Consider the following 23989-nt stretch of genomic DNA (forward strand, 5'->3'; position numbering starts at 1 on the left):
GACACGGAAACGGAGCCATTAACGGGCATGGACCTTCTTTTGCCATACCATTCACGACAACCTTTTCGAGATATACCCCGAGTTTAAGAACCCACCATTATGAATCTTACCGAACTAAAAAATACGCCGGTTTCAGAGCTGATTACTCTTGGCGAGAACATGGGGCTGGAAAACCTGGCGCGCATGCGCAAGCAGGACATCATTTTTGCTATCCTCAAACAACACGCGAAAAGCGGTGAGGATATCTTCGGTGATGGCGTGCTGGAGATACTGCAGGACGGATTTGGTTTCCTCCGCTCCGCAGACAGCTCCTACCTCGCCGGTCCTGATGACATCTACGTTTCCCCCAGCCAAATTCGCCGCTTTAACCTTCGCACTGGTGACACCATTTCAGGCAAAATTCGTCCGCCGAAAGAGGGCGAGCGTTACTTTGCGCTGCTGAAGGTTAATGAGGTCAACTACGACAAACCGGAAAATGCGCGCAGTAAGATTCTGTTCGAAAACCTGACGCCGCTGCATGCGAACTCACGTTTACGCATGGAGCGCGGTAACGGCTCAACAGAAGACCTGACCGCACGCGTGCTGGATCTCGCTTCACCGATTGGCCGTGGCCAGCGTGGCCTGATTGTCGCGCCGCCGAAAGCGGGTAAAACCATGCTGCTGCAGAACATCGCGCAGAGCATCGCCTACAACCATCCTGACTGCGTGCTGATGGTGCTGCTGATTGACGAGCGTCCGGAAGAAGTAACCGAGATGCAGCGTCTGGTTAAAGGCGAAGTGGTTGCTTCTACTTTTGATGAGCCAGCGTCTCGCCACGTTCAGGTTGCGGAAATGGTGATCGAAAAGGCCAAGCGCCTGGTTGAGCATAAAAAAGACGTGATTATCCTGCTCGACTCCATCACCCGTCTGGCGCGTGCCTACAACACCGTGGTACCGGCTTCCGGTAAAGTGCTGACCGGTGGTGTGGATGCCAATGCCCTGCATCGTCCGAAACGCTTCTTTGGTGCGGCGCGTAACGTGGAAGAGGGCGGCAGTCTGACCATTATCGCCACCGCGCTGGTGGATACCGGCTCGAAAATGGACGAAGTGATTTACGAAGAGTTTAAAGGCACCGGTAACATGGAGCTGCATCTCGCCCGTAAAATCGCGGAAAAACGCGTCTTCCCGGCGATTGACTACAACCGCTCCGGTACGCGTAAAGAAGAGCTGCTCACTTCTCAGGAAGAGCTGCAGAAAATGTGGATCCTGCGCAAAATCATTCACCCGATGGGTGAAATCGACGCCATGGAATTCCTCATTAACAAGTTGGCCATGACCAAGACCAACGATGAATTCTTCGATATGATGAAACGTTCATAATTTTTCAGCCGTTGGACCCGCTTAGTTAAGGGGCCTTTATTACGGTAAGAAAACTCGGGTAACGCCACGCTCAGACGTGGCGTTTTTTATTTTTGGGCTATAGGATAAAGCGACTGTCGGACGTCCCCGGTCGCTAAGTGTAATAAAAGCAGGCTCTTTTGCTTAAATAACCAGCGGTCGTGCGGCCTAATCGCGTTATCAAGACGTCAGTCAGGGTGGCAGGCATAATTATTGCTTATATTTACCCGGTGTCTTAGCTGAGAGCTGTTAATGTGAATTTACTCACCATGAGTACCGAGCTTGGTCTTATTTTTCTGTTTTCGCTGGCGTTTATTTTCTTTGCGCGCAAAGCAGCTAAAAAAGTCGGCCTGGTCGACCGACCGAACTACCGTAAACGTCATCAGGGGTTAATACCGCTGGTTGGCGGCATCTCCGTTTATGCGGGCATCTGTTTTACTTTCGTTATCACCAACTATTATCTGCCGCACGCGATACTCTATTTGATCTGCGCAGGCGTGCTGGTGTTCGTTGGCGCGCTGGATGACCGTTTTGACATTAGCGTCAAAATCCGTGCGGTGGTGCAGGCGGCGATCGCGATCGTGATGATGGTGGTGGGCAAGCTCTATCTGCTGAGCCTTGGCTATATTATTGGGCCGATGGAATTGGTGGTCGGGCCGTTTGGCTACGTGCTGACGCTGTTTGCCGTTTGGGCGGCGATCAACGCCTTCAATATGGTTGACGGTATTGATGGCCTGCTGGGCGGACTATCCTGCGTAACCTTCGGCGCAATGGGCATCATCCTGTTTTTCGACGGCCAGCACAGCCTGGCAATGTGGTGCTTTGCCATGATTGCCGCCACGCTTCCCTATATCCTGCTGAACCTGGGCGTGTTCGGTAAACGCTACAAAGTGTTTATGGGCGATGCGGGCAGCACGCTGATCGGCTTTACCATTATCTGGATTCTGCTGGAAACCACGCAAGGTGTTACCCATCCCATTACACCGGTCACGGCGCTGTGGCTGATTGCCATCCCGCTGATGGATATGGTGGCGATTATGTACCGCCGCCTGCGTAAAGGCATGAGCCCTTTCTCTGCCGATCGGCAGCATATTCATCATTTGATCATGCGCGCCGGGTTTACTTCCCGCCAGGCGTTTGTGCTGATCACGCTTGCCGCTGCGCTGCTGGCGGGCGTTGGCGTATTAGGTGAATACCTGGCCTTTATTCCTGAATGGGTGATGCTGCTGCTGTTTCTGTTTGCCTTCATCCTCTATGGCTACTGCATCAAGCGCGCCTGGCGCGTCGCCCGCATGATTAAACGTCTCAAGCGCCGCCTGCGTCGCGCTAATAAAAATAAGCTCACGGGCTAACAAGCCCTTTGGACAAGGATAACCTGCATATGACCTCTGACTTCGTGGAAAACGAATTAGATATTCGTGGCCTGTTTTGCGCGCTGTGGCGCGGTAAACGCTGGATTATCGCCCTGGCGCTACTGGGCATGCTGCTGGCCTGGATCTGGTCCCTGCTGGTTAAACAGGAGTGGAGCACCACGGCGGTGACCGATCGCCCGACGGTGAATATGATTGGCGGCTACTATTCGCAGCAGCAATTCTTACGCAACCTCGACAGCCGTAATAACGCGGGAGCCTTGGCCGTACCGCAGCCGTCGGTAATGGACGATGCTTATCAGGAATTTATCATGCAGCTCTCCTCTTGGGATACGCGGCGCGAATTCTGGTTGCAGACGGACTACTACAAACATCGCAAAAGCGGCAACGTTCATCAGGACGCCGCGCTGCTGGATGAAATGGTCAGCAATATCCAGTTCAGCCCGGCAGACAGCGCGAAAAACCAAAGCGACAGCGTCAGGCTGGTGGCGGAAACCGCGGCGGATGCCAACAATCTGCTGCGTCAGTATGTTGCCTTTGCCAGCGAGCGTGCGGCGCGGCATTTAAATCAGGAGCTGAAGGCGGCCTGGGCGGCGCGTACCGTGCAGATGAAAGCGCAGGTTCAACGGCAGGAAAAGGTAGCGAGTGCGGTCTACCAGCGACAGCTACACAGCGTGGAGCAGGCGTTGAAAATCGCGCAGCAGCAGGGAATCGACCAGGTAAAAACCAGTACGCCGTCGGAGCAGCTTCCCGATTCAGAGCTGTTTTTGCTGGGCAGGCCGATGCTGCAGGCGCGGCTGGAAAACCTGCAGGCCAATGGGCCAACTTACGATCTGGACTATGATCAAAATCGGGCCATGCTCGATACGTTGAACGTTGGCCCTACGCTTGAACGCAAGTTCCAGACCTACCGCTATTTACGTACCCCGGAAGAGCCGGTGAAGCGTGACAGCCCGCGTCGGGTATTCGTTATGATCATGTGGGGCGCCATTGGCGCGTTAATTGGCGCAGGCGTTGCCCTCATTCGCCGTGGTCGTGCCTGATATGCGCGTTGCAAGTGTCGCTGTGACTGACACGGCTAACGAACGAAGAGAAAAACAGTGAAAGTACTTACCGTTTTTGGCACGAGACCGGAAGCTATCAAAATGGCGCCGCTGGTGCATGCGCTGGCGAACGATGCCGCTTTTGAGGCTCGCCTGTGTGTGACGGCTCAACATCGTGAGATGCTCGATCAGGTGCTGCACCTTTTCGCGCTCAAGCCGGACTACGATCTGGATATCATGCGCCCGGAGCAGGGGCTGACGGAAATTACCAGCCGCATCCTCGAAGGGCTAAAAGGGGTGTTTGCCTCCTTCCGACCTGATGTGGTGCTGGTGCATGGCGATACCACCACGACGCTCGCCGCCAGCCTGGCCGCTTTCTACCACCGCATTCCGGTCGGGCACGTGGAGGCCGGGCTGCGTACCGGCAATCTCTATTCGCCGTGGCCTGAAGAGGCGAACCGTAAGCTGACCGGGCATCTGGCGACGTGGCACTTTACCCCCACCGAATATTCCCGTCAGAACCTGCTGCGGGAAAACCTGGCGGATAAACAGATATTCGTCACCGGCAATACGGTTATTGATGCGCTGTTCTGGGTACGCGATCGCATTCTTTCCGATCCTCAGCACGATGCGAGCCTGGCGGCGCGTTATCCGTTTCTTGATGCGACAAAAAAGCTGATTCTGGTTACCGGCCACCGACGTGAAAGTTTTGGCGGCGGTTTTGAGCGCATCTGTAGCGCGCTGGCGACGCTGGCGCGCCAGCATCCTGATATTCAGATTGTCTATCCGGTACATTTGAATCCCAACGTCAGCGAGCCGGTAAAACGTATTCTGAGCGGCATCGACAATATTATTCTGATTGAGCCGCAGGAGTACCTGCCCTTTGTCTGGCTGATGAATCGGGCATGGTTGATTCTGACCGATTCCGGCGGCATCCAGGAGGAAGCGCCTTCGCTGGGCAAACCGGTGCTGGTGATGCGCGAAACCACCGAGCGTCCCGAGGCGATTGACGCCGGAACGGTGCGCCTTGTCGGCACGCGCGAAGAGGATATTGTGGCAGAGGTTACCCATCTGCTCACCCACGAAGAAGCCTGGCAGGCGATGAGCCATGCGCACAATCCGTATGGCGATGGTCATGCCTGCGCCCGCATTCTGCAGGCGTTAAAAAATCACAGAGTGACATTATGAGTTTTAAAACGATTTCGGTTATCGGCCTTGGCTATATCGGGCTGCCTACTGCCGCCGCGTTTGCATCGCGTCAGCAGCAGGTAGTGGGCGTTGATATTAATGCGCGGGCGGTTGAGACCATCAACCGTGGCGACATCCATATTGTCGAACCCGATCTGGATACGGTGGTCCGCCAGGCGGTGCAGGAGGGTTTTCTGCGCGCCGCCACGCAGCCGGCTGCCGCCGATGCGTTTCTGATCGCTGTGCCAACGCCGTTTAAAGGCGACCACCAGCCGGATATGAGCTATGTGCAGGCAGCGGCGCTGTCGCTGGCACCGGTGCTGAAGCGGGGCGATTTGGTGATCCTGGAATCGACCTCGCCGGTCGGCGCAACGGAACAGATGGCGCAGTGGCTGGCCGAGGCGCGCCCGGATCTCATGTTCCCGCAGCAGCAGCCGGAAAATCCTGATATCCATATCGCCTACTGTCCTGAGCGAGTATTGCCAGGCCAGGTGATGGTTGAGCTGATTAAAAACGATCGCGTGATCGGCGGCATGACGCCCGCCTGCTCCGCGCGCGCCAGCGAGCTGTATCGCATCTTTCTGGAAGGCGAATGCGTGGTCACCAATGCCCGCACTGCGGAAATGTGCAAGCTGACGGAAAACAGCTTCCGCGACGTCAATATCGCCTTTGCTAATGAACTGTCGCTGATTTGCGCGCAGCAGGGCATCAACGTATGGGAACTGATTGCGCTGGCTAACCGCCATCCGCGCGTCAATATTCTGCAACCGGGGCCGGGCGTTGGCGGGCACTGTATTGCCGTTGATCCCTGGTTTATCGTCGCACAAAACCCGGAGCTGGCGCGGCTGATCCGCACCGCGCGTGAAGTGAACGATGCCAAGCCGCACTGGGTGCTGGATCAGGTGAAAGCGGCGGTGGCCGATTGCCTGAACGACAGCGGCAAACGCGCCAGCGAGTTAACCATCGCCTGTTTTGGCCTGGCGTTTAAACCCAACATCGACGATCTGCGCGAAAGCCCGGCGATGGAAGTGGCGCATCTGGTCGCTTCCTGGCACAGCGGCGTTACCTGGGTGGTGGAGCCTAACGTGCAGCAGATCCCGACGGCGTTGGCTGATGAAGCGACGCTGGTCACGCTGGAGCAGGCGTTGGAGCAGGCTGACGTGCTGGTGATGCTGGTTGACCACCGCGCCTTTAAAGCGGTGAGCGGTGAACAGGTCGCTCAGCGTTGGGTGGTGGACACCAAAGGAGTCTGGCGATGAAACAGTTTCTGGTTACCGGCGGCGCGGGCTTTATCGGGTCAGCGGTGGTGCGCCATCTTATTCAGGATACAGAACACCGTGTGGTGGTGGTCGATAAGCTGACCTACGCCGGGAATCTCTCTTCGCTGGCGCCGGTTGCAAAGAGCGATCGCTTCGCCTTTGAACAGGTGGATATCTGCGATCGCGCCGCGCTGGATCGCCTGATGGCGCACTATCAGCCCGACTGCATTATGCACCTGGCGGCGGAAAGTCACGTTGACCGCTCCATCGACAGCTCCTGGCCGTTTATGGAAACCAATATTGTCGGCACCTGGCAGATGCTGGAAGCGGCGCGTCATTACTGGCGCAGCCTGCCTGTGGAAAAACAGGCGGCGTTTGTTTTCCACCATATCTCCACGGATGAGGTGTTTGGCGACCTGCACGGCAGCGATGATTTCTTTACCGAAACCACGCCTTACGCGCCCAGCAGCCCTTACTCCGCCAGCAAAGCCAGCAGCGATCATCTGGTACGCGCCTGGATGCGCACCTATGGCCTGCCGGCGATCGTGACCAACTGCTCCAATAACTATGGTCCCTATCATTTTCCCGAAAAGCTGATTCCGCTGATGATTATCAACGCGCTGGCAGGCAAACCGCTGCCGGTCTACGGCGACGGCGGACAAATTCGCGACTGGCTCTATGTGGAAGACCACGCGCGGGCGCTGGTCACCGTGGTAAGCCGCGGGAAAGCCGGGGAAACCTATAACATTGGCGGCCATAACGAACAGCGTAATATCGAGGTGGTAGAAACGCTGTGCGATCTGCTGGAGGAGCTGGCACCCGCTAAACCGGCGGGCATTGCGCACTTCCGCGATCTGATTACCTTTGTTACCGACCGCCCTGGCCACGATCAGCGCTACGCCATCGACGCCGGTAAAATCGAGCGCGAGCTGGGCTGGCGTCCGCAGGAGACATTTACCAGCGGCCTGCGGAAAACGGTGCAATGGTATTTGAGTAATGAGACCTGGTGGCGCAGCATTCTTGACGGCAGCTACCAGGGCGAGCGGCTCGGGCTCTCTTCCTCTCACTGAGGCGAATCACAATGAAAGGCATTATTCTGGCCGGTGGATCCGGCACGCGGCTGCATCCCATTACCCGTGGGATCTCGAAACAGCTGCTGCCCATCTATGACAAGCCGATGATCTATTATCCCCTGTCGGTATTAATGCTGGCGGGCATCCGGGAAATTCTGATTATTACCACGCCGGATGATATGACGCACTTTCAACGCCTGTTGGGCGACGGCAGCGAGTTCGGCATCCGGCTGGAGTATGCGGCCCAGCCCAGCCCGGACGGGCTGGCGCAGGCGTTTATCATTGGCGAAACCTTTCTCAACGGCGAACCGAGCTGCCTGGCGCTGGGCGATAACATCTGGTTCGGCCAGGGTTTCAGCCCTAAGCTGAAGAAAGTGGCGGCGCGCAATCAGGGCGCAACCATCTTCGGCTATCAGGTAATGGATCCAGAGCGTTTTGGCGTGGTGGAATTTGACGACGATTTCCGCGCGATTTCGCTGGAGGAAAAACCCGCCAACCCCAAATCCAGGTGGGCGATTACCGGCCTCTATTTTTATGACAGCCAGGTGGTGGATTTCGCACGCCAGGTAAAACCTTCGGCGCGCGGCGAGCTGGAGATCACCTCGATCAACCAGCGCTATCTGGAGCAGGGCGAGCTGAACGTTGAACTGCTGGGCCGCGGCTTCGCCTGGCTGGATACCGGCACGCATGACAGCCTGATTGAAGCCAGCACCTTTGTGCAAACGGTTGAGAAACGGCAGGGCTTTAAAATCGCCTGTCTGGAAGAGATCGCCTGGCGCAACGGCTGGCTGGACGATGATGGTCTGCGCCGTGCGGCTCAGGCTCTGCATAAAACCGGCTACGGCCAGTATCTGCTGGATATTTTACATGCGCGTCCACGCCAGTATTAAACCGCTCGACTGGGAAAACGCCTTTTTCCAACGCCACGGCGCGCAGCTGGTATGGGATGACGCCGCCACGCTCGATCTGGCGCAGCTTGAGGCGTTTGATCTGGTGCAGGCCAAAGTCGCCAGCCAGCAGGTAATGCTGCTGGATACGCTGCAGCAGCTGGGTTTTCGCCTGGTGGAAGGGGAGGCGGATCTGCAACTGGCGGTCACCGCCGGTGAGCGGCAGAGCGGGATTCGCATCGCGCGTCCGGAGCATATTCCCGCCTTGCGTACCGCCGCCGGAGCCGCTTTCGCCCACAGCCGTTTTCGCGCGCCCTGGTATCAGCCGCACGACAGCGCCCGCTTCTATGCGCAATGGATTGAAAACGCGGTGCGCGGCACATTCGATAACCAGTGTCTGATCGCCCATGACCAGCAGGGCAAACTACAGGGATTTGTTTCGCTGCGCGAGCTGGGCGCCGATGAGGCGCGTATCGGCCTGCTGGCTACGCTGCCCACGGCGCAGGGACAGGGCGTCGGCACGCGACTGATGCTGGCGGCGCTGGACTGGTGTCGGGCGCGGCGGCGAAACACCCTGCGCGTGGCGACACAGCTCAGCAATCTGGCCGCCATGCGGCTCTATCTTCGTTGCGGTGCCACGCTTGAAAGCACCGCCTACTGGTTATACAGGTAATGTCATGATTCCATTTAATGCGCCACCGGTGGTGGGAACCGAAGTTGAATATATGCAGTCCGCCATGGGCAGCGGCAAGCTGTGCGGCGATGGCGGCTTTACGCGTCGCTGTCAGCAGTGGATGGAGCAACGCTTCGGCAGTAAAAAAGTCCTGCTGACGCCCTCCTGCACCGCATCGCTGGAAATGGCCGCGCTGCTGATCGATATCCAGCCCGGCGATGAAGTGATTATGCCGAGCTATACCTTTGTTTCCACCGCCAACGCCTTTGTACTGCGCGGCGCGAAAATCGTTTTTGTCGATGTGCGCCCGGATACCATGAACATGGACGAAACCCGTATCGAAGCGGCGATTACGGAAAAAACGCGCGCTATTGTGCCGGTGCATTACGCGGGCGTGGCCTGTGAAATGGACGTCATCATGGCGCTGGCGCAGAAGTATCAGCTTTATGTGATCGAGGATGCGGCGCAGGGCGTGATGTCCACCTATAAAGGACGCGCGCTGGGCAGCATCGGCCATATCGGCTGTTTCAGCTTTCACGAAACGAAAAACTACACCGCAGGCGGTGAAGGCGGCGCGACGTTGATTAATGACAGCGCGCTGGTGGAGCGGGCGGAGATCATCCGCGAAAAGGGCACCAACCGCAGCCAGTTTTTCCGCGGTCAGGTGGATAAATATACCTGGCGCGATATCGGCTCCAGCTATTTGATGTCAGATTTGCAGGCGGCCTATCTCTGGGCGCAGCTGGAAGCGGCAACGCGTATCAATCAGCAGCGGCTGCACCTCTGGCAGCGCTATTATGATGCGCTGAAGCCGGTGGCGGCGCGCGGCCGTATTGAACTGCCGGTGATCCCGGCCCATTGCGAACACAACGCGCATATGTTTTACATCAAGCTGCGCGATGCTGACGATCGAACGGCGCTGATTAACTGGCTAAAAGAAGCGGAGATTCTGGCGGTGTTCCATTACATTCCGCTGCACAGCGCGCCTGCGGGCGAACGGTTTGGCCACTTTGCGGGCGAAGATCGCTATACCAGCGCTGAAAGCGAGCGCCTGCTGCGTTTGCCGCTGTTCTATAACCTGTCAGAGAACAACCAAAGCACCGTTATTAACTCTCTGCTGAGCTTCTTTTCCTGATATGTCATTAGCAAAAGCCTCGGTGTGGACGGCGGCGTCCACGCTGGTAAAAATTGCTGCCGGTTTGCTGGTGGTAAAGCTGCTGGCGGTGAGCTTTGGGCCGGAAGGGGTTGGCCAGGCGGGTAACTTCCGTCAGCTGATTACCGTGCTGGGCGTGCTGGCGGGAGCCGGTATCTTTAACGGCGTCACCAAATATGTCGCGCAGTACCAGCAGCAGCCGTCGCAGCTGGCTGCCGTCACCGGCACTGCCTCCAGCATGGTGCTGGGTTTTTCCACGTTGTTAGCGGTGGTGTTTTTGCTGGCTGCCGCGCCCATTAGCCAGCTGCTGTTTGGTCACGAGCGCTATCAGCAGGTGATTCGCATTGTGGCTTTCCTGCAAATGGGCATCGCCTGGGCCAATCTGGCGCTGGCGATTATGAAAGGCTTTCGCGATGCGATGGGCAATGCGCTCTCATTGATGGCGGGCAGCGTTATCGGCGTGATCGGGTATGTTATCTGCTACTGGCTGGGCGGCTATCGCGGCGCGCTGGTCGGGCTGGCGCTGGTGCCCGCGCTGATCGCGATCCCGGCGCTGCTGCTGTTGGTAAAACGCGATCACCTGCCGCTGCGGGCGCTGGTACCGCGCTGGCAAAGCGATCTGGCCCGTCAGCTGGCTAAGTTCACGCTGATGGCGCTGATCACTTCCGCCACGCTGCCCATCGCCTGGATGATGATGCGTAACCTGCTGGCGGCGCGCTATAGCTGGCAAGAGGTCGGGCTGTGGCAGGGCGTCACCACTATTTCCGACGCCTGGCTACAGTTTATTACCGCGACCTTTAGCGTCTGGCTGCTGCCGACCCTTTCGCGCCTGAACAGCAAAGCGGAAATCTCACGGGAAATCTTTCGTACGCTGCGCTTTGTGCTGCCTGCGGTAGCCGCCGTGGGCGTTTGCGTCTGGCTGCTGCGCGATGTGGCGATCTGGCTGCTGTTTTCCAGTGCGTTTGTCGGCATGCGCGATCTGTTTATCTGGCAGCTGGTGGGCGATGTGCTGAAGGTCGGGGCCTACGTTTTCGGCTATTTGGTGATTGCGAAAGCGTCGCTGCGTTTTTATATTGCCGCCGAGATTAGCCAGTTTCTTTTGCTGACAGCTTTTTCGCGCTGGTTGATTCCGCCTTATGGCGCAGTTGGCGCCGCGCAGGCCTATATGGCTACCTATATTGTTTATTTTGCGCTCTGTTTATGCGCTTTTTTGATTTATCGCCGAAGAGTATGACGAAATTGATCCATGTACTGGGTTCGGATATTCCGCATCATAACCAGACTATCCTGCGCTTTTTTAATGATGTGATGCATGAGGCGCAGCCTTGCCTGACGCCGCGTACCTTTATGGTGGTGAGCCAGGATCGGGCGCTGGCCGCCGCCTGGCCCGCATTGCAGGTAGAGATTTTTGCCAGCAAAAAAGCGCTGGCGCAGGCGGTGTTACAACGCGCGCGCGATCGGCAAATGCGCTTTTTCCTGCACGGGCAGTTTAATCCCTGGCTGTGGCTGGCGTTGCTGAACGGCGGCCTGCGGCGCCATCAGGTTTACTGGCATGCCTGGGGCGCGGATCTCTATGAAGAGTCGCGCAGCCTGAAGTTCCGTCTGTTTTATCAGCTGCGGCGTCTGGCGCAGGGGCGGGTAGCGCGCCTTTTCGCGACGCGCGGCGATATCAGCCACTATCAGCAGCGTCACCGGCATGTTCCGGCTTCGCTGCTCTATTTCCCCACGCGTATGCATCAGATGATGCCCGCGCGTCAGCGGCAGGATAAAACCTTTACGCTGCTGTTAGGCAACTCCGGCGATCCCAGCAACCGCCATATTCCGGCGTTGCACGCCATCCGCCAGCAGTTTGGCGAGCAGGTCAGGGTGGTGGTGCCGCTCGGTTACCCGCCAAATAATCAGGCTTATATCAGCCAGGTCAGCGCGGCGGCAAACCTGCTTTTTCCCGCGGGCCAGGTCGCGCTGCTCACCGATAAGATGGCGTTTGACGACTATCTGCAACTGATCGCCGACTGTGATTTAGGCTATTTCGTTTTTGAACGTCAGCAGGGCATCGGCACGCTTTGTCTGCTGATGCAGGCCAATGTGCCGGTGGTGTTAAACCGCAAAAACCCGTTCTGGCAGGATATGGTGGAGCAACAGCTTCCCGTGCTGTTTGATAACGATGCGCTGAGTATGGAGCTTGTCGCTCAGGCGCGTCAGCAACTCTCCGGCATCGATAAAAGCGCGATCGCCTTTTTTGATCCGGCCTTTATTATCGGCTGGCAGCAGGCGCTCACGCTGGCAGAAGGAGAAGCGCAATGAGTCTCGCGCAGTTTGGTGGCCTGTTGCTGGTCTGGCTGGTTTCGCTGGGCTTTATTCTGACCCTGACGTGGCGTGAGTTCCGTCGGGTGCGCTTTAACTTCAACGTCTTTTTCTCGCTGCTGTTTTTGCTGACCTTCTATTTCGGCTTCCCTTTGACCTGCCTGCTGGTGTTCCGGTTTGATGTCGCCGTGGTGCCGCCCGCATTTCTGTTGCAGGCGCTGCTGGCGGCCAGCAGCTTTTATGCGATCTACTATGTCAGCTACAAAACACGCCTGCGGGCGCGCCGGGCGGAGAGCGGGCGCGACCTGTTTAACGTCAACCGGGTGGAAGCGCATCTGATTTGGGGCATGTTAGCGCTGCTGGCGCTGGTGACCGTGGCGATATTCTTTATGCGTAACGGTTTCCTGCTGTTTCGCCTGCATGCCTACAGCGAGATATTTTCCAGCGAAGTTTCAGGCGTAGCGCTCAAACGCTTCTTCTATTTCTTTATTCCGGCAATGCTGGTGGTTTACTTCCTGAAGCCGGGAAAACGCGCCTGGCTATGCTTTCTCGCCAGCACCGTCGCCTTTGGCCTGCTGACCTACGCCATTGTTGGCGGCACGCGCGCCAATATTATTATCGCTTTTGCCCTGTTTCTGTTTATCGGCATTATTCGCGGCTGGATCACGCTGTGGATGCTGTTCGCCGCCGGGGCGTTCGGCATTGTGGGGATGTTCTGGCTGGCGCTGCGACGCTATAACCTCGACGTCAGTGGCGCAGAAGCGCTGTACACCTTTCTTTATCTCACGCGCGATACCTTTTCGCCTTGGGAGAACCTGGCGCTGCTGCTGCAAAACTACGACAACATCCATTTTCAGGGGCTGGCGCCGATTGCGCGTGATTTTTACGTGTTTATACCCAGCTGGCTGTGGCCGAACCGACCTTCGCTGGTGCTGAATAGCGCAAACTATTTTACCTGGGAAGTGCTGAACAACCATTCGGGGCTGGCGATCTCCCCGACGTTACTGGGATCGTTGGTAGTAATGGGCGGCGCGGCCTTTATTCCGGTTGGTGCGGTTGCGGTCGGCCTGATTATCAAATGGTTCGACTGGCTTTATGAACGCGGTAAGCAGCACTCAAATCGTTATAAGTCCGCTATTTTGCAGAGCTTCTGCTTTGGCGCGGTGTTTAACATCATTGTGCTGGCGCGTGAAGGTCTGGATGCCTTTGTCAGTCGGGTGGTGTTCTTCTGTTTGATTTTTGCCGCCTGCGTGATGATCGCCAAGTTACTGTTCTGGCTGCTCGACAGCGCCGGTTTGATTCGCCCGCGTCGCCGCGCTGCCGTGCTGGCTAAAGCGCCCCCCGCGACGCCGGAAAGATGTGAGGAATATTAAAATGGATGTCACGCCGAAGGCACCTCCCTATCAGATTCGTGGCATCAGGCTGCACGGCTTTTCTGGCATGGCTGAATGTCTGGACTATCTCTGCCCGCAAGGCAAGGCACGCAGCGGCACGCTGGTGGCGATTAATGCGGAAAAAGTGCTGGCCTATGAGGAGAATGCGGCGCTGCATCAGCTTATTGATGCGGCGGAGATCAAATACCCTGACGGCATCAGCATCGTGCGCGCGATTCGTAAAAAGTATCCGCAGGCGCAGGTGACGCGCATCGCCGGTGCCGATCTATGGGAAGCGTTAATGGCGCGCGCCGGGCAGCAGGGGATTCCGGTGTTCCTGATTGGCGGTAAGCCGCAGGTGATGGAAGAGACGGTAGCGAAACTGCGTCAGCAGTGGCAGGTGAATATTGTTGGTACGCAGCACGGCTATTTCAACGCCGACGACAGCGCAACGCTGTTTGCGCGTGTTGCGCAGAGCGGGGCGCAGATTGTCACGGTCGCGATGGGGTCGCCAAAGCAGGAGCTGCTGATGCAGGCGTGCCGCGAAGTTTGGCCGCAGGCGCTCTATATGGGCGTGGGCGGCACCTATGATGTGTTCACCGGACACGTTAAGCGCGCGCCGGTTATCTGGCAGCGTTTGGGGCTGGAGTGGCTTTATCGTCTGCTAAGCCAGCCCAGCCGTCTGCGCCGTCAGCTGCGGCTGATAAAATTTCTCGGCTATTATTATCGCGGTCAGCTGTAAATAACGGCCATTTCCGGGCGGTAAAGGGCTAAATGGTGGATTTTTATCCGCTTGCCGTCCGGAAGTGGCGTTTGTTTAGACGGAATGCACAAAGCGTAATCAAACGCGTTTTTTTATTAAAAAAGCACTGGACAGGTTAGGTGCAAATCCGTAGTATCCCCATCCGCAACGGCGCTACGCGCCCGTAGCTCAGCTGGATAGAGCGCTGCCCTCCGGAGGCAGAGGTCTCAGGTTCGAATCCTGTCGGGCGCGCCATTAATCGGGCGCAAGAGCTGCGGTGGTAACATTTACCGCGTTAGTAGTAAGAAGTAATGGTGGCTATAGCTCAGTTGGTAGAGCCCTGGATTGTGATTCCAGTTGTCGTGGGTTCGAGTCCCATTAGCCACCCCAACTTTTGCTGGAACATGCGAAGGTGGCGGAATTGGTAGACGCGCTAGCTTCAGGTGTTAGTGTCTTAACGGACGTGAGGGTTCAAGTCCCTCTCTTCGCACCAGGCAAAAGAAAGAAGTAAGATAAGAGTATACGTCGGCGAGTAGCGCAGCTTGGTAGCGCAACTGGTTTGGGACCAGTGGGTCGGAGGTTCGAATCCTCTCTCGCCGACCATCTTATTAACCTGCTTATGCAGGTTTTTTTGTATCTGCTATTCTGCTCCTGCTCCTGTTTGATGTATTTTTTATCATCCTTTCTGTTTGTATCTGCCTTATCAAAATCAATGCCAAACCCTAATCTTGCCCTTTGTACAGCGGCGTCGCTTTTTTGCGCCTTGTGTCTCTGGCTGGCGACATATAATTAATTGATTATTATCAGATTACGCCTGATGGCTTTGGGTTGTCGCAAGGTGGCGACAAGCTGGAGCCGGTTTGTCGCCAGTTAATGACAACAGCAAAGCGTGATGTCGCTGCGAGCATAAAGAGGGCTTTTCATTCAAGCAGATAGAAAATAATGGGAAAGACAAGCGCAGCCTGGCACATCTTGTGCAATACTCTGGGGGTAGATGCTCATTCCACCTCTTATGTTCGCTTCGGCCTCATAAACTCAGGAATGATGCAGAGCCAAATTAGGGTACCCGTTGTCCAGCCAGCCAATATCGTTCGCCTTATTGGGTCTCAGGGCACTACGTTGAGTCGGGTACCAATCCGGTTGTCTTACCGACCTGATCTTTACGCCTGCCTGTTTTAGGCAGGCGTTTTTTTATCTGTTAATAAACGATCTGCCTACAAAAAATCAGGTGGGCTGCGTCGGCACGGCCGGGGGATTATTCGCATTGCGTTGGGTGACGCCCGGAACGCGCCCATAAAAAAAGCCGGGTGGTTAGCCCGGCTTGTCATCAGCGCTGTGGTTAGCGGTTGTTTTTTAACGTGAGCAATAACCCTTCACGACGCATTTGCGCTGCCTCTTCCGGATGATGCAGCTTATCCAGCGTATCGGCCAGCCAGGCGTAATCAAACCCATCCGGACGCTGTTTCAGCGCTTCACGGAACGCCTCGCTTGCCTGCTGCCATTCACCGTGCTTCATCAACAGCTGTCCCAGCGTGCTGTACAACAACGGCGTCGCGCCATGCTGTTTGATCTGCTGACGCAGCGCTTTTTCCAGCTGTTCCGGGTTACCGGTTTTCAAACGCGGCATTAACAGGATCAGGCGCTCATCATAGTGACGTTTCAGACCATCCAGCACGATCTGTTGCGCGGTATCATGATCGTCGCAGGCGATTAAGTGATCCGCCATCGCCACCTGCAGCGCCGTTTCGTGACGCGTTTTGCGGCTCAGGCTCTGCCACCAGCGTTTCAGGCCTTCGCTGCCCTGTTCCGCCATCGCCTGATTCATCAGGCCAAGCCAGCCCTGCTGACGTAGCGCTTTGATATGCTCTTCGTCGGCGACGCCGGTTTTTTCCATGGTTGGCAGGATATCGATTAATGCGCTCCAGCCACCAGTGCGCACATAAGCCTGTTCCGCCAGGCGCAGCACTTCAGGATGACGCGGCGCCACGTCCAGCAGGCGATCGATGCCATGACGGGCGGCATGATCTTCATTACGCGCCAGCTGAAGACGCACGCGAGTAATTTCCACCGGAATCGGATCGTTATGCGCCAGCTCGGCGGCTCTTTCCAGATGCTGGTTCGCACGCATTTCATCGCCGCGCTGCTGGGCCGCTTCCGCCGCCAACAGATAATTCACCACCGGCTGTTCCGCGTGATCGGCATTGCGTGACAGCAGTTTTTCTACCTGACGATAATCACCTTCCGCCAGCTTGAGCAGCGCTTCGTGAGTCTGGCGGCGCGCGCGGTTACGCTTGCGTCCCATAAACCAGCCGCGGGTTTTGGCTCCGGTACGAAACAGGCGACGCAGCAGCCATTCCACGGCAAGGATCACCAACAGCGCAATAATCAGCATGATCGCCAGGCCCGTTACGCTGGTTTCAATATTCCAGTTATCGGTCTGAATCAGCACATAGCCCTGGTGGCCCGCAATCATCGGGCCGATGACAATGCCCGCAATCAGCAGGAGAAACAGTATAAAGACTTTTAGCATTGTTACTCTCCCTGCTGCGGCTGTGCTGCCGGTTCAGCGGGCTGCGCCAGCAGGTTACGCACCCGCGTTTGCATCAGTTTGTCCAGCAGCGGCTGGCTTTCCAGCGACTCCGGCACCTCCATGGAAACATTCTGCTGACTCAACTCATCCAGCTGCGCCAGGAAAGATTTGGTGCTGGCATCGCTGGTATCAAACCAGGCGCGTACCCAGGTCGAGACGGTATCCACCGATTGTCGATAGACTTCATCCTGATGGCGTGGCACCGCCTGCGCGGCAATCAGCAGACGCGAACGAATGTTTTCACGCAGGTAGACATCCTGATTTGGTGCCAGCAGCGGCTGCGCCGTATTGTCGCGGCGACGGATGGTAATAAAATCATCCATAAAATTGTGCCAGCTTTTCACCAGGTTCTGACGCCATTCGCGCAGCGAAGAGCTTAGCTCATTGCTGTCGGCATCCATTGGCGCACTATCGCTGTCGTTGTCCGCCAGACGCAGATTATCGACGCCGTTAGAGAGCTGATTCAGCTTTAAAATAATGCCGTCGTAATCAACTTGGCTCACCGCCGACAGGTTGCTGATATCCTGAGTGATCGCCCGACGCACCGGCACCAGACTGGGATCGTTCATATCCGCCAGGCTGGCGTCGGCGCTTTTTAACAGCGCGGCTGCGGTAGTCACATCCTGATCACTCCACAGCTTACGTCCCGCCAGTTTCACCAGATAATCGGCCTGTGCCAGCAGCCAGGTGCGCGAATCGTTGCCTGAAATGGTGGCCACTTTTTCTTTTAGCTCATCCAGCTGATGACCCAGCGCCGCCTGCTGCGCGTGCGCGCTTTGCAGTTCGTCGCTCTGCGTGCTGAGCTGTTGTTTCAGCTGCGCTTTTTCGCGCTCGCTTTGCTGTGTCAGCGCGGAGAGCTGTTCGCTTAACGTCTGGCTGACCTGCGCCTGTTGCTGCGCCTGATGACGCGCATTGACCCACAGCCCGGCACCAATCGCCAGCGCAATCACGATCGCCAGCGCGCCCAGCGCGGTGCCGGTTTGACCAGATTTACGCACCGGCTTTTTTACCGGCGGGGTTTTGGTCTCTACCGCAGGCGTAGTCTCTTCAACCATGGCGGAGGAATCTTTTTGTTCCGTCATTGTGGCACATCCCATTTTCAAGTTGTTTGTAACGCGCGCAGCAGCGCGTCGTTATCAGCACCATCAGCTACCTTGATATTCTTCCAGCCAAGTTCCAGGGCCAGGGTAGCCAAACGTTCGCTGACGACCAGTAGCCGACAGCCCAGCAGCCATTCCTCACGATCGATCGCAGGAAATAGCCGATGAAGTTGTTGCAGCATTTCGCCGCTGGTGACCACCAGCGTATCAATACCGCGGTCGCGCCAGCGTTTGCCTTCGCTGGGGCCGTGATAAAACTTTTCACAGCGCTGGTAGCACTCCAGAAAGCGAACATCGGCGCCGCGCTGCGCCAGCGTTGTGCCAAGCAGTTCACGGCCGCCGTTGCCACGCAGTATTAACGCTTTTTTCCCTTTTAGCCGCCGCAGCGTCGACAATTGCAGCAGCATTTCACTGGTTTCACGCTCAGGCGGCCAGATAACGTTCAGCCCGCTGGCACGATGCAACGCCAAAGCGGTACTGCGACCTATAGCATAATAGTCCAGCGCAGCGGGCCATGTTAAACCTGCCTGCTGCATACAGGGTTGCGCGTACTGCATGACATGCTGAGAAAGGACAAAAACCAGATCGCCTGGCGACAACGCGGCCAGCTGTTGCGGCAGCTGCGCCAGTTCGCGGCCAGGCGAAAACTCAATTAATGGAAAACTCCAGGCCGTATGACCCAGCGCGCACAGGCGCGTCACCAGCTCATCGCCTGAGGGAGAAGGGCGGGTGACAAGGATGCTCATGCCGGAGGATTCCCCTGATAAACCTCGCGCAGGATGTCGCGCGCGCCGTTATGCAGCAGCTCGTCAGCCAGTGAGATGCCCAGCTGCTCTGCCTGACTGCGCGGACCGCGGCGTTCACCACGAATCATTACCGTACCGTCTGGCGCGCCCACCAGGCCGCGTAGCCAGATATCATCGCCTTCCAGCACCGCGTAGCTGCCAATCGGCACCTGACAGCCGCCTTCCAGCCGCGTATTCATGGCGCGCTCCGCTTTCACCCGCGTTGCGGTATCGTCATCATTTAACGCCGCCAGCAGCATAATGGTCTGCTCATCATCCAGGCGACACTCAATGCCGACCGCTCCCTGGCCCACGGCAGGTAAAGAGACTTCGGCGGGAATGGCATAACGAATGCGATCCTGCAGGCCAAGACGTTTCAGACCAGCGGCAGCCAGAATAATGGCATCATATTCACCGGCGTCCAGTTTTGACAGCCGCGTGCCAACATTGCCGCGCAGCGAGCGAATTTTCAGGTCAGGGCGTAGCTCAGCCAGCTGGCACTGACGACGCAGGCTGGAGGTGCCGACAATCGCCCCCTGCGGCAGCGCATCCAGCGTGGCGTAGTGGTTGGAGACAAACGCGTCCAGCGGATCTTCGCGCTCGCAAATGGTGACCAGACCTAAACCCTGCGGAAATTCTACCGGCACATCCTTCATCGAATGCACCGCGATATCGGCACGGTCTTCAAGCATCGCCAGCTCAAGCTCTTTGACGAATAGTCCCTTGCCGCCTACTTTGGCCAGCGGCGTATCGAGGATAATGTCGCCGCGCGTGACCATCGGCACCAGCTCCACGCGTAGCCCCGGATGACAGGCCATCAGGCGCTGCTGAACATACTGTGCCTGCCATAACGCCAGCGGACTTTGTCTGGTGGCAATTCTTAAAATTTTATCTAACATGCTTGATACCGTTTTGATCGTTCATTGATTATCCTATCATTGATACAGGAAGGCTGTCAGTTTCCACGATTTTTAGACAAGTAAAGGAAAGCGTAAAAGGGACGGGACAGATCGATCGGGGGATAAAGCGTGCTAAACTGTTAAGTAGCGCAACTTTCTTTACGGTCAATCTGCCAGGTGTTAGATTGATCACGTTTCCAGCAGTAATCTGCCCGAAAACTTTTTTAACCAAGCGGCGGATCAAGGGAAACAGGGTTATTTATAAGCACTGGGATAATCAGGCGAGACGTCTTGTACCTCTACATTGAGACACTGAAACAGAGACTGGATGCCATCAACCAACTGCGTGTCGATCGCGCACTGGCTGCTATGGGCCCTGCTTTCCAGCAGGTTTACGGTCTGCTGCCAACCTTATTACATCATCATCACCCTCTGATGCCGGGCTACCTTGAAGGTAACGTTCCCTGCGGCATCAGCTTCTACACGTCTGATGAAAACCAACTGCATTATCTGCAGGATATCGAGCGTAAATCGAACCAGCTTGTCGCCGTACCGCCTAAAGGAGAGATGCCGATTACCGGCCTCTATTCTATGGGCAGTACCTCCTCCGTTGGGCAAAACAGCACCTCTGACCTGGATATCTGGGTGTGCCACCAGTCATGGCTGGATGGCGAGGAGCGTTTGGCGCTGCAGAAAAAATGTCAGCTGTTGCAGAAGTGGTGCGCGGCGATGGGTGTTGAGGTCAGCTTCTTTCTGATTGACGAAAATCGCTTCCGTCATAATGAAAGCGGCAGCCTGGGCGGCGAAGATTGCGGTTCAACGCAGCATATTTTACTGCTGGATGAGTTTTACCGTACCGCCGTGCGTATGGCGGGCAAACGCATTCTGTGGAACATGGTGCCGGGCGAAGAAGAGGAGCATTACGACGACTACGTGATGTCGCTCTATGCGCAAGGGGTGCTAACGCCGAATGAATGGCTCGATCTGGGCGGGCTAAGTACGCTTTCCGCTGAAGAGTATTTCGGTGCCAGTTTGTGGCAGCTCTATAAAAGCATCGATTCGCCCTATAAAGCGGTATTGAAAACCCTGCTGCTGGAAGCCTACTCGTGGGAATATCCCCAGACGCGTCTGCTGGCGATGGATATCAAACAGCGCCTGCACGATGGCGAGATAGTGTCGTTCGGTCTGGATCCTTATTGCATGATGCTGGAACGCGTCACGCACTATCTTATCAGCATCGACGATCATGCCCGGCTCGATCTGGTGCGCCGCTGTTTTTACCTGAAGGTGTGTGAAAAGCTGTCGCAGGACGGCAACGCTCATCGCTCCGGTTGGCGACGCGAAATACTGGCGCAGCTGGTCAGCGAATGGGGCTGGGACGAGGCGCGTCTTGCGGTGCTCGACAGCCGCGCCGACTGGAAAATCGAACGCGTGCGGGAAGCGCATAATGAACTGCTGGATGCGATGATGCAGAGCTATCGCAATCTGATTCGTTTTGCCCGCCGTAACAACTTAAGCGTCAGCGCCAGCCCACAGGATATTGGCGTGCTGACGCGTAAGCTGTATGCCGCCTTTGAAGCGCTGCCTGGCAAGGTGACGCTGGTTAATCCGCAGATTTCGCCCGATCTTTCGGAAACGCATTTAACCTTTATCCACGTTCCGGCCGGACGTGCGAACCGCTCTGGCTGGTATCTTTATAACCAGGCGCCGGACATGGATTCGATTATCAGCCATCAGCCGCTGGAATATAACCGCTATCTGAATAAGCTGGTGGCCTGGGCGTGGTTTAACGGGCTGCTGACGGAAAGAACCCGGCTGCATATTAAAGGCAACGAGACTTGCGATCTGGCGCGCTTGCAGGAGCTGGTGGCGGACGTTTCGCACCATTTCCCGCTGCGGCTGCCTTCACCCACTGCGAAGGCGCTGTATAGCCCCTGTGAAATTCGCCATCTGGCGCTGATCGTCAATCTGGAATATGACCCGACCGCCGCGTTCCGTAATCAGGTGGTGCATTTCGATTTCCGTAAGCTGGACGTATTCAGTTTTGGTCAGCAGCAGCAGTGCCTGATTGGCAGTATCGATCTGCTGTATCGCAACTCGTGGAATGAAGTGCGCACGCTGCATTTCAGCGGCGAGCAGGCGGTGCTGGAGGCGTTAAAAACCATTCTCGGCAAGATGCATCAGGATGCCTCACCGCCCGATGCGGTTGAGGTGTTCTGTTATAGCCAGCATCTGCGCGGCCTGATCCGTACGCGCGTGCAGCAGCTGGTCTCTGAATGCATTGAGCTGCGTCTTTCCAGTACGCGCCAGGATCCGGGCCGATTTAAAGCGCTGCGCGTTGCCGGACAGACCTGGGGACTGTTCTTTGAACGCCTGGGCGTGTCGGTACAGAAGCTGGAAAATGCGGTGGAGTTTTACGGCGCGATCTCCAACAACAAGCTGCACGGCCTGTCGATTAAAGTCGAGACCGAGCAGGTACAGCTGCCGCCGGTGGTCAACGGCTACGCCAGCGAAGGGATCATTCAGTTCTTTTTTGAAGACACCAATAACGACAGCGGCTTTAATATCTATATTCTGGATGAAGCGAACCGCATTGAGGTCTATCACCACTGTGAAGGCAGTAAGGAAGAGCTGGTGCGCGATGTCAGCCGCTTCTATTCCTCTTCGCACGATCGTTTTACCTACGGCTCCAGCTTCGTTAACTTCAATCTGCCGCAGTTTTATCAACTGGTCAGCCTGGACAATCGCACTCAGGTGATCCCCTTTCGTAGCCAGACGCTGACCCAGCTGTGCGCTAACCCGCCGGAAAGCACCGACTATCCGCAGCGCTTCCAGGTTTATTAAGTTCGCCGCCTGACGCCGTTTCAGGCCGCGGGTTACTGGCGTCTGCCCGCCGATATGTAGCCATCGCCCTCTCTTTTCCCCGTTTTCGAGACAGGTCTTAAGTGCGCGGCTGCGCCACTGCTTTATGTTGCTCATGGCGAGCAGGTTGTTTTTTCGCCAGTAATTTCTTGTCACTGTGCAGGGATGGCTATGAGCAAACGTGATGATGTGATTGACCCGTGGGCACCAAGGAAAAATGAGTCTGGGCTGGTTTATTCAGAGGTTTTAGGCTGGATAGATTTAGGGCACGCACGCGGCGGTGATATAACAGATTGCCTGGGGCAAATGGAGAGGGGCGAGGCCAGCGGGCAGCCCTATTACCTGGTTAAGTATCGGCAAACGATGACGCGTATAAAAATTACTACTGGCCGTTGTTCGCGCTGGAATATCAAACGCGGGCGAACGCTTGCCGAAAGGCACAGCATTACGCTGGCGCTGATGATGGAAACAGCGATTGCGTTTGAGAACTGGCAGTCGATGCCTTTTTTTAGCTGGTACACCGACAGCGGCTTTAGCGCAGAAGATTTGGTTTCCGATCTGTTGGGCTTTTATAAAGTCGTGCGTCCGCAAAATTACTGGCCGTGGCTGAAAATCGTCAGTAAAGAGGCAGCGCTCCGGCGTTGGGATTATTATGGCGCGCTGGGCAGTTTTAAAAACCGAGGATTTAATCCGCTGCTATTCCCGGATCCCGCTGATACACATGTTCCTCATATTCCTTATAAAGGCCGGCTGCCAAATTTTATGATGTCGATTAGGCCGTTTACCCAGTTTGATTCTGATATCGTTCGTCGTATCGATGCCGGAGCGCAGGTCACCGTCGGATGGGACGTTAAGAAAAAATGAAATGGCTTAAGTGGGCGCTGGGACTTCTGGTAATTACTGTTGTCATCATTTTTTTGATCGATGAAAAGATGATAAATGCAGCGGAGCGGAATTCCGGTTTCAAACAGAGCGAATGGGGGCTTTATCGCTTTTACGTTGATGAAGATATCAAAGATGTGCCGCGTATTTCGGATGACTATTACTTTCAATACCGCAGGATGGACGGCCCTTCTGCTGAAATCAGCGGGATTGTCTTTAATGGCATAACGGAAACGGCGGCATTAGAAAAGTATCTGACGGCTTTGGGATACCAGCACGTCTCTGATGATGAGATTGGTCAACGTTGGGAAAAGGATGGTCGTCCCAATCCCAACATTTATATATGGCGCGACACCGCGAGTAAGACGATCTCTTTAACCAAATACTCACTGTAAACAAAGCACTATAGAGGTTTTGTCGTCTGGGTCT

The 23989-nt window shown here is 56.1% G+C and carries 20 protein-coding genes and 4 tRNA genes; 20 read left to right on the forward strand and 4 right to left on the reverse strand.

Annotated features, from left to right (window positions below):
• Nucleotides 1–99: 99 nt before the first annotated feature.
• The 17 genes from rho to J2X14_RS20010 all read left to right on the forward strand — a co-directional run bounded on the left by rho (nt 100) and on the right by J2X14_RS20010 (nt 15045).
• Nucleotides 100–1359, forward strand: coding sequence for a transcription termination factor Rho (gene rho / locus J2X14_RS19930; protein WP_038628983.1), 1260 nt, complete (start codon nt 100–102; stop codon nt 1357–1359).
• A gap of 287 nt (nt 1360–1646) precedes the next feature.
• Nucleotides 1647–2729 (forward strand): UDP-N-acetylglucosamine--undecaprenyl-phosphate N-acetylglucosaminephosphotransferase, encoded by a 1083-nt coding sequence (gene wecA / locus J2X14_RS19935; RefSeq protein ID WP_352412941.1) that lies wholly within the window; start codon nt 1647–1649, stop codon nt 2727–2729.
• A gap of 29 nt (nt 2730–2758) precedes the next feature.
• Nucleotides 2759–3790 (forward strand): ECA polysaccharide chain length modulation protein, encoded by a 1032-nt coding sequence (gene wzzE, locus J2X14_RS19940; RefSeq protein WP_352412884.1) that lies wholly within the window; start codon nt 2759–2761, stop codon nt 3788–3790.
• Nucleotides 3791–3847: 57 nt separating this feature from the next.
• A complete protein-coding gene (gene wecB / locus J2X14_RS19945; RefSeq protein WP_352412885.1) occupies nt 3848–4978 on the forward strand; it encodes a non-hydrolyzing UDP-N-acetylglucosamine 2-epimerase in 1131 nt (376 codons plus the stop codon).
• A complete protein-coding gene (gene wecC / locus J2X14_RS19950) occupies nt 4975–6237 on the forward strand; it encodes a UDP-N-acetyl-D-mannosamine dehydrogenase (protein WP_352412886.1) in 1263 nt (420 codons plus the stop codon). The genes wecB and wecC overlap by 4 nt, the downstream gene beginning before the upstream one ends.
• Complete coding sequence (rfbB, locus tag J2X14_RS19955) at nt 6234–7307, forward strand: dTDP-glucose 4,6-dehydratase (protein ID WP_352412887.1); 1074 nt, start codon at nt 6234–6236, stop codon at nt 7305–7307. The genes wecC and rfbB overlap by 4 nt, the downstream gene beginning before the upstream one ends.
• Before the next feature lie 11 nt (nt 7308–7318).
• Nucleotides 7319–8200 (forward strand): glucose-1-phosphate thymidylyltransferase RfbA, encoded by an 882-nt coding sequence (gene rfbA, locus J2X14_RS19960; protein WP_352412888.1) that lies wholly within the window; start codon nt 7319–7321, stop codon nt 8198–8200.
• Nucleotides 8178–8870, forward strand: coding sequence for a dTDP-4-amino-4,6-dideoxy-D-galactose acyltransferase (gene rffC / locus J2X14_RS19965; protein ID WP_352412889.1), 693 nt, complete (start codon nt 8178–8180; stop codon nt 8868–8870). Before rfbA ends, rffC begins: the two co-directional genes overlap by 23 nt.
• 4 nt (nt 8871–8874) lie before the next feature.
• On the forward strand, nt 8875–10005 hold the full coding sequence (rffA, locus tag J2X14_RS19970) for a dTDP-4-amino-4,6-dideoxygalactose transaminase (protein WP_352412890.1): 1131 nt from the start codon (nt 8875–8877) through the stop codon (nt 10003–10005).
• Between the two features lies 1 nt (nt 10006).
• A complete protein-coding gene (wzxE, locus tag J2X14_RS19975; RefSeq protein WP_352412891.1) occupies nt 10007–11257 on the forward strand; it encodes a lipid III flippase WzxE in 1251 nt (416 codons plus the stop codon).
• On the forward strand, nt 11254–12327 hold the full coding sequence (gene wecF, locus J2X14_RS19980; RefSeq protein WP_352412892.1) for a TDP-N-acetylfucosamine:lipid II N-acetylfucosaminyltransferase: 1074 nt from the start codon (nt 11254–11256) through the stop codon (nt 12325–12327). The genes wzxE and wecF overlap by 4 nt, the downstream gene beginning before the upstream one ends.
• Nucleotides 12324–13700 (forward strand): ECA oligosaccharide polymerase, encoded by a 1377-nt coding sequence (gene wzyE, locus J2X14_RS19985; protein ID WP_352412893.1) that lies wholly within the window; start codon nt 12324–12326, stop codon nt 13698–13700. The genes wecF and wzyE overlap by 4 nt, the downstream gene beginning before the upstream one ends.
• Nucleotide 13701: 1 nt before the next feature.
• Nucleotides 13702–14442 carry a lipopolysaccharide N-acetylmannosaminouronosyltransferase gene (wecG, locus tag J2X14_RS19990; RefSeq protein WP_352412942.1) on the forward strand — a complete coding sequence of 247 codons (741 nt, stop codon included), beginning with the start codon at nt 13702–13704 and terminating at the stop codon, nt 14440–14442.
• A gap of 178 nt (nt 14443–14620) precedes the next feature.
• Nucleotides 14621–14697: transfer RNA gene (locus J2X14_RS19995), tRNA-Arg, on the forward strand.
• Nucleotides 14698–14756: 59 nt separating this feature from the next.
• Nucleotides 14757–14832: transfer RNA gene (locus tag J2X14_RS20000), tRNA-His, on the forward strand.
• A gap of 16 nt (nt 14833–14848) precedes the next feature.
• Nucleotides 14849–14935: transfer RNA gene (locus J2X14_RS20005), tRNA-Leu, on the forward strand.
• 33 nt (nt 14936–14968) lie between these two features.
• Nucleotides 14969–15045 (forward strand) — tRNA-Pro (locus J2X14_RS20010).
• A gap of 736 nt (nt 15046–15781) precedes the next feature.
• Here the strand turns inward: J2X14_RS20010 and hemY are convergent.
• From hemY to hemC, 4 genes are read right to left on the reverse strand one after another with little or no spacing between them, the layout of a single operon-like run.
• On the reverse strand, nt 15782–16972 hold the full coding sequence (hemY, locus tag J2X14_RS20015; protein ID WP_352412894.1) for a protoheme IX biogenesis protein HemY: 1191 nt from the start codon (nt 16970–16972) through the stop codon (nt 15782–15784).
• A gap of 2 nt (nt 16973–16974) precedes the next feature.
• On the reverse strand, nt 16975–18114 hold the full coding sequence (gene hemX, locus J2X14_RS20020) for a uroporphyrinogen-III C-methyltransferase (RefSeq protein WP_352412895.1): 1140 nt from the start codon (nt 18112–18114) through the stop codon (nt 16975–16977).
• A 17-nt stretch (nt 18115–18131) separates the two neighbouring features.
• A complete protein-coding gene (gene hemD, locus J2X14_RS20025) occupies nt 18132–18878 on the reverse strand; it encodes a uroporphyrinogen-III synthase (protein WP_352412896.1) in 747 nt (248 codons plus the stop codon).
• A complete protein-coding gene (gene hemC, locus J2X14_RS20030; protein ID WP_352412897.1) occupies nt 18875–19816 on the reverse strand; it encodes a hydroxymethylbilane synthase in 942 nt (313 codons plus the stop codon). The genes hemD and hemC overlap by 4 nt, the downstream gene beginning before the upstream one ends.
• Nucleotides 19817–20107: 291 nt before the next feature.
• Between hemC and J2X14_RS20035 the strand changes: the two genes are divergently transcribed.
• The 3 genes from J2X14_RS20035 to J2X14_RS20045 all read left to right on the forward strand — a co-directional run bounded on the left by J2X14_RS20035 (nt 20108) and on the right by J2X14_RS20045 (nt 23955).
• Nucleotides 20108–22660 (forward strand): class I adenylate cyclase, encoded by a 2553-nt coding sequence (locus J2X14_RS20035; protein WP_352412898.1) that lies wholly within the window; start codon nt 20108–20110, stop codon nt 22658–22660.
• A gap of 189 nt (nt 22661–22849) precedes the next feature.
• Entirely contained in the window at nt 22850–23542 is a 693-nt protein-coding gene (locus J2X14_RS20040) for a hypothetical protein (RefSeq protein WP_352412899.1), read from the forward strand.
• On the forward strand, nt 23539–23955 hold the full coding sequence (locus J2X14_RS20045) for a hypothetical protein (protein WP_352412900.1): 417 nt from the start codon (nt 23539–23541) through the stop codon (nt 23953–23955). Before J2X14_RS20040 ends, J2X14_RS20045 begins: the two co-directional genes overlap by 4 nt.
• Nucleotides 23956–23989 lie beyond the last annotated feature (34 nt).

The organism is Mixta sp. BE291 (genome assembly GCF_031457955.1).
Classification (GTDB): domain Bacteria; phylum Pseudomonadota; class Gammaproteobacteria; order Enterobacterales; family Enterobacteriaceae; genus Mixta.